11 protein-coding genes are annotated in these 12,614 nt (G+C 38.7%); all 11 read left to right on the forward strand.

The window, feature by feature from the left end; genetic code table 11:
- Positions 1–17: 17 nt before the first annotated feature.
- From fliP to BM102_RS07595, 11 genes are read left to right on the forward strand one after another with little or no spacing between them, the layout of a single operon-like run.
- Positions 18–872 carry a flagellar type III secretion system pore protein FliP gene (gene fliP, locus BM102_RS07540; protein WP_044934139.1) on the forward strand — a complete coding sequence of 285 codons (855 nt, stop codon included), beginning with the start codon at positions 18–20 and terminating at the stop codon, positions 870–872.
- A 23-nt stretch (positions 873–895) separates the two neighbouring features.
- Entirely contained in the window at positions 896–1,165 is a 270-nt protein-coding gene (gene fliQ, locus BM102_RS07545; RefSeq protein ID WP_044934142.1) for a flagellar biosynthesis protein FliQ, read from the forward strand.
- A gap of 4 nt (positions 1,166–1,169) precedes the next feature.
- Complete coding sequence (locus tag BM102_RS07550) at positions 1,170–1,949, forward strand: flagellar biosynthetic protein FliR (protein ID WP_044934144.1); 780 nt, start codon at positions 1,170–1,172, stop codon at positions 1,947–1,949.
- Positions 1,949–3,082, forward strand: coding sequence for a flagellar biosynthesis protein FlhB (flhB, locus tag BM102_RS07555; RefSeq protein WP_090480580.1), 1,134 nt, complete (start codon positions 1,949–1,951; stop codon positions 3,080–3,082). Before BM102_RS07550 ends, flhB begins: the two co-directional genes overlap by 1 nt.
- 28 nt (positions 3,083–3,110) lie before the next feature.
- A complete protein-coding gene (gene flhA, locus BM102_RS07560) occupies positions 3,111–5,162 on the forward strand; it encodes a flagellar biosynthesis protein FlhA (protein WP_044934148.1) in 2,052 nt (683 codons plus the stop codon).
- 5 nt (positions 5,163–5,167) lie between these two features.
- Complete coding sequence (flhF, locus tag BM102_RS14515) at positions 5,168–7,432, forward strand: flagellar biosynthesis protein FlhF (RefSeq protein WP_242942913.1); 2,265 nt, start codon at positions 5,168–5,170, stop codon at positions 7,430–7,432.
- A gap of 3 nt (positions 7,433–7,435) precedes the next feature.
- Positions 7,436–8,179, forward strand: coding sequence for a flagellar brake protein (locus BM102_RS07575; protein ID WP_044934157.1), 744 nt, complete (start codon positions 7,436–7,438; stop codon positions 8,177–8,179).
- Positions 8,180–8,182: 3 nt separating this feature from the next.
- Entirely contained in the window at positions 8,183–9,391 is a 1,209-nt protein-coding gene (gene cheB / locus BM102_RS07580) for a chemotaxis-specific protein-glutamate methyltransferase CheB (protein WP_090480582.1), read from the forward strand.
- Position 9,392: 1 nt separating this feature from the next.
- Positions 9,393–11,492, forward strand: coding sequence for a chemotaxis protein CheA (locus BM102_RS07585; protein WP_090394025.1), 2,100 nt, complete (start codon positions 9,393–9,395; stop codon positions 11,490–11,492).
- A gap of 14 nt (positions 11,493–11,506) precedes the next feature.
- Positions 11,507–11,974, forward strand: a complete 468-nt coding sequence (locus BM102_RS07590; RefSeq protein ID WP_044934166.1) for a chemotaxis protein CheW — start codon at positions 11,507–11,509, stop codon at positions 11,972–11,974.
- Between the two features lie 12 nt (positions 11,975–11,986).
- Positions 11,987–12,601 carry a chemotaxis protein CheC gene (locus tag BM102_RS07595; protein ID WP_044934169.1) on the forward strand — a complete coding sequence of 205 codons (615 nt, stop codon included), beginning with the start codon at positions 11,987–11,989 and terminating at the stop codon, positions 12,599–12,601.
- Positions 12,602–12,614: the final 13 nt, after the last annotated feature.

Here is a 12,614-nt window from a genome sequence, read left to right on the forward strand (position 1 = left end):
TGATTGGGCAGAATGTTATGAGTAAATTCAAGAAGGCGTACGTAATCTTTAGCTTGGTCATCACAGCTATGGTTGGTTGTTACGCCCTTTTTATGAGTAGTACAACTGTACATGCAACTGAATATAGTGCAGAATATGGGGCAGACAATGAGGATTACGGTGCAACAGATAATGCACCAAATGCTTCAGACGAGGTTGTTGGAGGCGGAGGATTTACGCTTAGCTTTGATGGCGAAGATGGAAACTTTACGGCTACTCTTAGAATGCTGTTAGTTCTTACAATCATTACGTTATCCCCCTCGATTCTGATAATGCTAACATCCTTTACCAGATGCGTAATTGTTTTACATTTTGTCCGCGCTGCTATTGGAACCAATACAGCGCCTCCAAATCAGATTTTGATTGGGTTGGCGTTGTTTTTAACTTTGTTCATTATGTCGCCTGTACTTACGCAGATTAAGACAGAAGCGATTGATCCATTTGATGCAGGTGAAATCACTCAGGACGAAGCAATAGACAATGCAATTGCACCTGTTAGGGAGTTCATGTATGGTCAGACACAGACAAAGGATTTGGATTTGTTCTGTGATATTGCTGGCATTTCGTATGAAGTAGATGACTACGATTCTGTACCATTTACTGTCGTTGTTCCAGCTTTTATTTTATCTGAGCTTAGAACAGCTTTTATTATTGGATTTCTAATTTATGTTCCATTCATTGTTATAGATATGGTTGTTGCATCTGTACTTATGTCAATGGGTATGATGATGCTTCCGCCTACCACAATATCCCTACCTTTCAAGATATTGTTGTTTATATTGGTAGATGGATGGAATCTTGTTATTGGCGGGTTAGTCAAGACATTCTATTAGAATTATTAAGGAGAGAATAGGTTATGACTGAAGGACAGGTCTTGGACATTATCAGGAATGCTATATACATTCTTCTGATTACATCATTACCACTTTTACTAGTGTCTCTAGTAATCGGTCTTATAATCAGTATTTTTCAAACGGTCACATCTATTCAAGAGCAGACTCTCACCTTTATTCCAAAGATAGTAGGAGTATTTGCTGCGCTTATGTTTTTCGGCCCATGGATGCTTACAGTTTTGACGGAATATATCACACAATTATGGGCTAATTTTAGTATTTACTTAGGCTAGATGGATGTTTAGTATTGATTTTACATTACAAAATTTTGAATACTTTTTATTGCTCCTTACCCGCATATCCATGTTTGTAGTAGTGGCGCCTTTTTTCAACACAAGTAATACGCCGGCCAGAGTAAAAATTGGTTTTTCGGCACTTGTTTCACTGCTTCTTTATTTCGTAGTTGATTTTAGCGCCTTGGATTATTCTACTGTTACAGGATATGCTTTTTTAGTTGTTCAAGAAGCAATAACAGGGCTATTAATTGGATTCAGTACATATTGCTGCAATTTCATTATCCTGTTGGCTGGTAACATGATAGACATGAATATAGGTCTATCTATGGCTCAGGAGTATGATCCAACACTTCAGACAGAGGTTTCTGTTACAGGTACCTTATACAACAATTTCATTATGATTTTTCTTGTATTGTCTGGAATGCATAGATATATCTTTAAGACATTTTGTGATGCGTACACACTGATTCCAATTGGTGGAACGATTTTTAGATGGGATTCCCTTCTTAGTTCTACCATTATGTTTATTACAGAAATCTTTGTAATAGCATTTAGAATTATTCTTCCAGTATTTGCTGTAATTATGATACTTAATGCAATACTTGGAATTATGGTTAAGGTTGCTCCACAGATTCATATGTTTTCTGTTGGTGCACAGCTTAAAATTATCGTTGGTTTTGTAGTATTGTTCTTAACAATTTTCCTATTACCAGACGTTGCTGCATTTATTTTCAAAGAAATGAAAAAGATGCAAACTCTATTTATTCAGGGGCTTTATTGATGAGGGATAATTATCAGGTTTTAATTCCATATAATCTTCAATTCTTTGCTCCAGATGGTGAAGGCGGAGAGAAGACTGAACAACCTACCAGTAAAAAGCTTTCTGATGCTAGAAAAGAAGGCAAGGTTGCAAAAAGTAAGGAAATTGTTAATGGTATTGCGTTGCTGGGATTCTTTTTGGGGCTTAGATTGTTCCTTGGATTTGCTGGAACACGTATAGAAGATATATTTGCTTGGATATATGCTATAATACCAGATATAGTAGCTATGAATGGTGATGGTATGACTATTGGCACAATAAGTGGAATATTTAGAATCCTTGTAGCGAAGACTTTTATTGTTCTTTTACCATTTTTAGCTATAGGTTTTGTGACAGGATTTGTTGCTAATCTTGTGCAGGTAGGATGGAAGCCTACTATGAAACCATTAGAGCCAAAGCTTAATAAATTTAATCCAGTCAGTGGATTTAAACGTATTTTTTCAAAGCAATCAATTGTTAACCTTTTGATGGCATTGGCAAAGATATTTTTGATAGTTTACATTGCTTATACTAGTATTAAGGATCAGGCTAATAACTTATTTATTTTATATGATGTTGCTTTAAAACAAGCGCTGAGCCTTATTTTCCAGATTATCGTGGATACTGGTATGAAGATTAGTATAGTGTATATAGTTCTTGGCTTTGCTGATTATGCATATCAACGCTGGAAATTCAATGATGATATGAAAATGACCAAGCAAGAAGTCAAAGATGAATATAAGAATTCCGAGGGAGATCCTCAGATTAAAGGACAGCAGAGACGTAGGATGATGGAAAGCTCGCAAAGGCGTATGATGCAAAATGTGCCTCAGGCTGATGTAGTTATTACAAACCCTACACACTTGGCTGTTGCAATTTTATATGACAATGAAAAGGATGAAGCTCCGAAAGTTATTGCTAAAGGTGAAGATTATTTAGCAAAACGAATTAGGGAGGTGGCTGCCGAAAATGATGTTCCAATCATGGAAAATAAGCCACTTGCCAGAGCGCTATATGCAACGGTAGATGTGGATGAGGTTATTCCTCCTGAGCTATATCAGGCTGTTGCTGAAATCCTAGCAGTTGTATACACACAGCGAAATAAAGCTGTTTAGAAATAATTTTTGAGAAAGGGGGATGCTTATGGATTTAACTGCTTCAGTTAAAAAGGCTGACGTTGGTATTGCATTGTATTTGCTAGCTGCAGTTACATTCTTTGTAATTCCTATCCCCAATTTTATCCTTGATATAATGATTGCTTTCAACATTTCAATAGCACTCATTATATTGATGAATGTATTGTTTGTGCAGGAAGTTTTGGATATGTCATTCTTCCCTACACTTTTGCTTTTTACTACTATTTTTAGAATTTCCCTTAACGTTTCATCAACCAGACTGATTCTTTCAACAGGTGATCCAGGAAACGTTGTATCAACATTCGGTAGTTTCGTTGGTGGTAATAACCTTGTCATTGGTGCCATCATTTTCCTTATTTTGATTATCATCCAGTTTATGGTTATCAATAAAGGTTCTGAGCGTGTAGCTGAAGTATCAGCACGATTCACTTTGGACGCTATGCCTGGTAAACAGATGGCTATCGATGCGGATTTGAATACCGGAGCAATTGACGATGCAGAGGCCAAAAGACGAAGAGACAAGATTCAAGAGGAATCAGCATTCTTCGGAGCTATGGACGGTGCTACAAAGTACGTAAAGGGAGATGCTACAGCAGGTCTTATTATTACAGTTATCAACCTTGCTGGTGGTACAGTACTTGGCATTATGAACCAGGGACTGCCATTTGCTGAGGCGATTCAGCAGTTTGGTATTCTTACAATCGGTGATGGCCTTGTATCACAGATCCCTTCACTTTTGATATCTCTTTCAACAGGTATTCTTGTTACAAAGGGCTCAAAGGCAGCAGATTTCTCAGGCACTTTGGTAAAGCAGTTATTTGGAATACCAAAGGTTTTATATATTGTCGGTGGAGCTATGGTATTCCTTGGAATAGCTACACCACTTAACTGGGTATTGTTCCTTGCCTTTGGTGCAGCATTTATTATCACAGGATATTCTATTTCAAAGACACTTGGCGAGGAGGAGATAGAGCAGGAGGTTGCTGCAGAAGAAACCGAGGCAGAGGAAATTCGAAAGCCGGAAAATGTTGTTTCATTGCTTCAGGTTGATCCAATCGAGCTAGAGTTTGGTTACGGTATTATCCCTCTTGCGGATGTTAATCAAGGCGGCGATTTGTTGGATCGAGTTGTTATGATTAGGCGACAGATTGCACTTGAATTAGGTACTGTAGTTCCTATTATTCGATTGCGAGATAATATTCAGCTTAATCCAAATCAATACATTATTAAGATTAAGGGTATACAGGTAACAGAAGGAGAAATCCTTTTTGATCATTACATGGCCATGAATCCAGGTTACGTTGAAGAGGAAATTACAGGTATTCCTACTTTTGAGCCTTCATTCCATCTTCCAGCTATTTGGATAACAGAAAGTCAGCGTGAAAGAGCAGAATCACTTGGATACACAGTAGTAGATCCACCATCAATTATTGCTACACACCTGACCGAAGTTATTAGAAGTCACATAGCAGAATTGCTTACTCGCCAGGATGTTCAGAATCTTATTGATAATCTTAAAGAGAGCAATCCAGTTATTGTTGAAGAGCTTATTCCTAAGCTGCTTGGATTGGGCGATGTTCAGAAGGTATTGCAGAATCTTCTTTCAGAAGGAGTTTCAATCAGAGATTTGCTTTCTATTTTCGAAGTATTGGCAGATCATGCAACAACTACTCATGACACAGACGTACTTACCGAGTATGTTCGTCAGGGATTGAAGCGAGCAATATCAGGCAGATATTTTGCACCTAATGAGGTCACTCAAGTAATTACTGTTGATCCTAAGGTTGAGCAGGATATTATGGCATCAATTAAACAGACGGAACAAGGAGCATATCTTACACTTGATCCAGAACGTATTAAAGCAATTATTGCTTCCCTTGAGGAAGAAATCAAAAAACTTGAGGATATGGGAAAAACACCTATTGTTGTTACATCTCCAATAGTTCGAATGTATTTCAAAGGTTTAACACAAGATTATGTAAAGGATCTTATCGTTGTTTCCTACAATGAAATTGATTCAAATGTTGAACTTTCATCTGTAGGCATGGTAACAGGGTAGAATAAATGACTATTAATAAGTATACGGGAAAAACTGAAGAAGAAGCTATGGAAAAGGTCCGCAAGGAGCTTGGAAGTGCGGCTGTCATAATGAATGTAAAGGTGGTAAAGCCTAAAGGACTTGGTGGTCTTTTTAAGGGAAACACATATGAGGTTACAGCGGCTGTAGAAGACGATGGATTCTCTAATGATGCAAAAGCTTTTGCAGTTCCTACTCAGCAAGAACCACAGGTGGAGGCTGCTGCGGAGCCTAAGACAAGCACCTTTGAGGCTGTTGCAGATGATGCAATCAAACTTAAGGACGCTTTTTCTGCTGTAAATGAAGTACTTGAGAAACAGGAAGCTGCAAGTAAAGATTTTGAGCCACTTTTTGATACAGCACCTAGAGCCCAGGTTTTTGAACCTACTTACTCAAAGCCAGTAGGAGCTCGTCCAGTGCAGCCACAGCCAAAGCCAGCAGCACCTACATACAGTGAGCCGGTTCCAAAGCCTACCGTAAAAAGAGAAATGCCACAGAGAACTGCGGTTAATGACTTTGATGATAGCATTCAGGTAAAGCATGGAAATTCAAAGCCATCTATTGACGGTGATAATCATGTATTCGTTAAGATGCTTTACAATGTTCTTCTTGAAAATGAAGTTCAAGAAAAATATATCAATCAAGTCCTTGAGGATATGGATAAGGTGCTTCAAACAAGCCATTCTTTAGATAATTTGCTTTCAAATGTATATCAAAAAATGGTTCTGAAGCTTGGCACTCCAACAAAGATTGAGCCAGGAGAGAGAAGACCAAAGGTTGTATTCTTTATTGGACCAACAGGCGTTGGCAAGACTACAACAATCGCTAAAATAGCCTCAAAGTTTAAAGTGGAGGAAGGCAAGAAGGTTGGTCTTATCACAGCCGATACATATCGTATGGCTGCGGCAAATCAGCTTCAAACTTATGCAAATATTCTCGGTGTTCCTTTAAATGTTATTTACTCTGCTGATGAGCTTCTTGATACAGTAAAAAAGCAGAGCAGAGAATACGAGGACTTGGACGTTATTCTTGTTGATACCATTGGTTTTTCACATAAAAACGAAGAGCAGCGACAGGATACAAAGAAGCTTATAAATGCACTTGATGGTTTCTATGATACAGAAGTATATCTTGTGCTTTCAGCTACAACAAAGCATAGAGATTTAATTGATATTGCCGATTCTTACATGGAATTTGCTGATTTTAACTTGATTTTTACTAAGCTTGACGAAACAAAGTGCCTTGGCAATATTTTCAACATGAAACAATATACAAAGGCTCAGTTATCTTATATTACTGTAGGACAAAATGTACCAGACGACATTGAAATCCTTAACACCCAGAAGCTGGTAAAACAGTTATTGGGAGGAAATTTAATGGATCAAGCTGAAAATTTACGAAATGTTATAAAAGCTCAAAACATACGAAGTGTTGAGAGAACTAAGGTTATTACCATCACATCTGGAAAAGGTGGCGTTGGTAAGTCCAATATGGCAGTTAATCTGGCAGTTCACTTTACACGTATGGGCAAGAGAGTAATCATCCTTGATGCAGACTTTGGCCTTGCAAATGTGGAGGTTATGTTTGGAACTTTGCCTAATTACAATCTATCAGATGTAATTTTCAAGGGAATGAGCATCCGAGACATTATAACTACAGGCCCAATGGGGATTGGCTTTGTATCAGGAGGTTCAGGAGTTGTGGGTCTAAACAACCTAAATCGTGAACAAATTGCGTTTTTAGTCCACAACCTATCACTTTTAAATGATTTATGTGATATTCTTATAATAGATACAGGTGCGGGGGTTTCAGATCAAGTCCTAGAATTTGTTCTTGCATCCCCTGAAGTGGTTTTAGTATCTACACCAGAACCAAGCTCACTTACAGATTCATATTCCTTGATGAAGGCGCTATACAAGAGCCCTAAATATTCAAAGGAAGGCACTAATGTTCATTTGGTTGCCAATAAAGTTGAAAGTGAAGCCGAGGCAAATGCGGTCTATACCAAATTGCGTTCAGTGGTTCAAAAGTTCCTGGGGGGAGATTTGGATTATCTAGGATATGTGCCTTACGATAATCAGCTGGAGAAGGCTGTAAGAAATCAAAAGGTAGTATCTCTTGAATATCCATCTTCAAGAGCTGCGAAGAATTTTGAATCATTGGCTGCAAAGCTATTGAAAAAGGATGATAACACCCACTTTAGATGGGGTGTTTCTCATATATTTAACTCATTGTTGAAGGATAGGGCATAGCTTATGGAAATTATAGATCTAAGACCTGGCACACCTATTGAATTTTCAATTGCCAGCACAAATTCTGACATTGAAAACAATATCGAAGAGGATCGAAGTATTTATATCTCTAGTGTTTTTGGTGTTACAAAAAAAGGAGAAATAATTTTTCACATTCCTACTCGAAAGGGACACACTGTAACAATACCAATGAATGTCCCATTTAATGCAGTTTTCAATACAAAAAAGGGATTATTTCAGCTTTCCGGTGAAATTACAAAACGTGGAAGGCTTGAAAACTTTCCAGTATATGTTTTTGTTCCTAGCACTAAGCTTTCAAAGGTTCAAAGGCGTGACTACTTCAGATTTCAGTGTCTAATTCCTGTAAAGGTTTTGCCAATACCACAGGATGTGGCAATTCTTCCAAACATGGATTTAGTAGAAGATGATTTGGAAAAATATGGTAATACATATGGAGCTCCAGTATCAGGAAATATTCTTGATTTAAGCGGCGGTGGAGCGAAAATCAGTGCAAAGACTGATATAAATACTGATAGATATATGTATGTGTCTTTTAAACTTAAAACTCGCACGATAGACCAAACAATTAATGTTATAGCAAGACGCATCAAAACCGAAATAAAAAGCGATTCTGGTATGTACGAACATCGTATAGAATTTTTGTTCAAAGAGCCGGAAGATAGGGAGACTATAATAAAGTACATTTTTGACGAGGACCGACGTTTAAGAAAAAAAGATCAGGGGTAAAGAATGTATAAGATTTTAGTTGTTGATGACTCTGCACTCATGAGAAGGATTATCTGTGATATTATAAACGCGGATAATGATTTTCGTGTAATCGACGTTAGTGCAGACGGCGAGGACGCTTACAACAAAATAAAGAACAATTCTTACGATTTGGTTGTGTTGGATATGGTATTGCCAAAGCTTCCGGGTGTTGCACTCCTTGAGAGGCTCTACAATGAAAAAGTAGCATGCAATGCTGTACTTATCAGCTCATCCTTGAAAGAGGATGCTGACAGCACGATGAAAGCTATGGAATATGGTGCTTTAGATTTTGTAGTTAAGCCTATTCGTTCTAGTGGTGAAACAAGAGAAATCTTTGGCAAACAATTAGTAGACTCTCTACATAATGTTATTAAATCTAGAGCTTTCAGACCATCAGCTTCAAAGACCGGGTTTGCATCAGCTACCCAGGCAGTTGGAGAATCAAGAAGGAATACTGTTGAAAGGCTTGCAGGAGTTCGTAGTATACTAGCAGAGGCAAAAGGAGTTGGTAGTGCGCAAACCAATCCACCAGAGCCTAAAGCTCAGCCTATAGCAAAGCCATTAGTATCTAATGATAGACCAACAGTACCAAAGGGCACCGGAGTTAGAACCAAAAAGATTATAGCTTTGGCTTGCTCAACAGGAGGTCCACAGGCGCTACATACTTTTGTGCCAATGCTTCCTGCAAACCTATCTGTACCGCTTGTTCTGGTTCAGCATATGCCAGAAGGCTTTACAGCTTCACTAGCTGCGAGACTTGACCAAATCTCCGGCATCAAAGTGAAAGAAGCGGAAGATGGAGAATTCTTTAAACCAGGTGTTGTTTATATCACTCCTGGAGGTAAGCACATGAAAATCTGCGAAGACGGAAGTCGCGCAGCCTATTGTCAGCTTGATGACAGTCCACCTGTAAATAGCTTGAAGCCATGTGCAGATGTAATGTATCAGTCATTGGCTAAATCAAGCTTTGATGAGATTATTTGTGTTGTGCTTACAGGTATGGGCGCAGATGGTTCAGAGGGTATTAGATATTTGAACCAGTACAAAAAGACTTACGTTATTTCGCAAGAAGCTTCCACATGTGTTGTGTATGGAATGCCGAAGGCGGTGGAACAGGGCGGATTATCAAATGAAGTTGTTCCACTTAAATCAGTAGCAAATTCAATAGTAAAGAAACTTGGAGGTTTGTAAGATGGATGTAAGTCAGTATTTAGATATCTTTATCGACGAGACAAGTGGTCATATTCAGAGCCTTTCCGACAATATTATGGAGTTGGAAAAGGAGCCAGATAACAAGGATGTTGTTAATGAAATCTTCCGTGCAGCTCACTCTTTAAAGGGTATGGCTGGTACAATGGGATTCAAGAGAATGCAGCATCTTACCCACGATATGGAAAACGTTTTCCAGGAAGTTAGAAACGATAATGTAAAGGTTAATTCTTCACTTATCGATATTCTTTTCAAGTGCTTGGATGCTATCGAAGCATACTTGGATACTGTTAAAGCAACATCTAATGAGGGTACAGAAGAAAATGAAGCCCTTATTAAGCTTTTAAATGATTACCTTACACAGGCTGAAGGTGGTGAAGCACCAGCAGATGCAGCTCCTGCAGAATCAGCAGAGCCAGCAGCTGAAGCATCATCAGACGCAGCAGATGGCCCATTATTCAAGCAAATTAAGCTTGATCCTGAGGCTATTGAAAAGTTAAAGGGCGAAAAGCAGTTATATGGATTCACAATTCATATTAATAAAGAATGTTTGCTTAAGGCAGCTAGAGCTTTCCTTGTATTCAAAGCAGTTGAAGACTTTGGTACAATTATGGCCTTTGATCCTAGCTCTTCAGATATTGAAGATGAGAAATTCGAATTTGATTTCTCATTTATCTTATCTACAGAAGCAGAATTAGATCCAATTCTCGAAGCAGTTAAGGCTGTTTCTGAAATTGAATCTGTAGAGGCAGAAAAAGTAACACCTGAAATGTACGAAAAGAAGGAAGAGGAAGCAGCACCAGCAGAAGCGGCTCCAGCAGAGGCAGCAGCACCTGCAGCTCCAGCAGCACCTGCACCAGCACCAGCTGCTAAGCCAGCAGCACCTGCAGCTAAGGCAGGTGGCAAGAATCAGCCTGCTAACAAGCCAGTTACTTCTCGTACAATTCGTGTAGATATTGAAAAGCTTGACGCTTTGATGAACCAGGTATCCGAGCTTATTATTGCAAAGAACTCACTTGCTTCTCAAAGCAATGCATCTGGCGAGATTGATGGCCAGACATTACATGAAAATATCGAATACCTCGAGAGAATTACAACAAACCTTCACGAGTCAGTTATGAAGGTTCGAATGGTTCCAATCGAATCTGTAGTTGCTAAATTCCCTCGTATGATTCGTGACCTTGATAGAAAGCTCAATAAGCCAATGGAGCTTGTTATGACTGGCGAGGACACAGAGCTTGATAGAACTGTTGTTGATCAGCTTGGTGATCCACTTCAGCATTTACTTCGTAACTCTGCTGACCATGGTATTGAGTCTCCAGAGGATAGACGCGCAGCTGGCAAGCCAGAAAAAGGAACAATTTTCCTTAACGCTTTCCAGGAAGGCAACAACGTTATCATCGAAGTTGGTGATGATGGTGGCGGAATTAACACAGATAAGGTTCGTGATAAGGCTGTTGAGCGTGGATTAGTTACACCAGAAGAAGCAGAGAACCTTTCACAGAAAGAGATTATCGACTTCCTGTTTATGCCTTCATTCTCTATGGCAAAGCAGATTACAGATATCTCTGGTCGAGGCGTTGGTCTTGACGTTGTTAAGAGTAATATCGAAGCACTTGGCGGTGATGTAACTGTTAAATCAGTTATGGGTGAGGGATCTACTTTTACAGTTAGACTTCCACTTACACTTGCTATTATTCAGGCTCTTATGGTTGAAATCAGAGATGAAAAATATGCAATCGCACTTGCTTCAATTATGAACATTGAAAATATACCTAAGTCTGAAATCAAGTACGTTGAATCTAAGGAGGTTATCCACCTTAGAGGACAGGTTATTCCTCTTATTCACTTGGATAATATTCTTGATTTGGAGCCAAAGGAAAGCGACGAAGATACAATGACAGTTGTTATTTGTAAGAAGGGTGATACTCTTGGTGGTATTATCGTTGACAACCTTATTGGCCAGTTAGAAATCGTTATTAAGTCACTTGGTAAGCTTGACAACAACAAACTCATCAGCGGTGCTACAATCCTTGGTGATGGTGAAATCGCTATGATTCTTGATGTCAATGCAGTTATTTAATAGGAGGTGAGACCATGTCAGATTTAGCTATGTATGATGTAGTTGAAAAAGAAAAAAAGCAATACATTGTAGTAAAAATAGGCGGCGAGCATTATGGTATCGACATTTCCTATATTGATAACATTGTTCGTATGAGTAAAATCACAAGAGTTCCAAAGGCTCCTTCTTACTACAGAGGAGTTATCAATCTTCGAGGCGAAGTTGTTCCAGTTATGAGTCTTCGTAGAAGAATGAATCTTGATGATGATGAGTTTACAGATGCATCTAGAATTATTATTCTTAAGCTTGATGGCGGCGGATTAATGGGTGTTATCGTAGACGAGGTTAAGGAAGTTCTTTCATTATCAGAAGATGATATTGAGGCTCCATCATCTACACTTAAGAGCAAGAACTCATTTATTAACGGTGTAGGAAAGAATGGAGATGAGCTTATTTCTATTTTCGAAATTAGCTCAATTATTGGGGAGAACGATGCTTCTTAAAGGGAGGTAAGTATGCTCACATTAGATGAGGTTAATTCAAAATATTTTGACGTTCTCAAGGAAATAGGTAATATTGGCGCTGGCAATGCAACAACTGCCATCGCCAATATGCTTGGCCTAAGAATCGATATGAGCGTTCCAGAGGTGGCTTTTTTGCCAGTTGAGGATTTAGGCTCAGCGATTGGAGCAGAGGACGAAATTATAGTAGGCATTATGCTTGGTGTTGAACAGGACATCGATGGTTCCATGATGTTCCTTATGGATATGGCATCAGCTCATCATATTGTTAACAAGCTTATGATGAGAGATGATAGCTATGCTGAGCCATTCGACGAGATGGATTTATCAGCAATTAAGGAAATCGGAAACATTATTGCAGGATCTTATTTGTCTGCACTTTCAGGACTTACAAATCTTACAATAGTTCCTTCAGTACCTTTTGTAGCAGTAGATATGGCAGCAGCTATTCTTTCTGTGCCTGCAGTACAATTCGGTATATTCGGAGATAATGCACTGATGATCAATACAGAATTCTCTGATGATTTGGGAATCAAGGGGCATTTTATTTTGATGCCAGAAGAAGATTCTTATGCGAAAATATTAACGGCACTTGGTGTACCAATCTAAGGAGAGTGAGAGT

This window comes from Pseudobutyrivibrio sp. JW11 (assembly GCF_900115355.1).
Lineage (GTDB): Bacteria > Bacillota > Clostridia > Lachnospirales > Lachnospiraceae > Pseudobutyrivibrio > Pseudobutyrivibrio ruminis.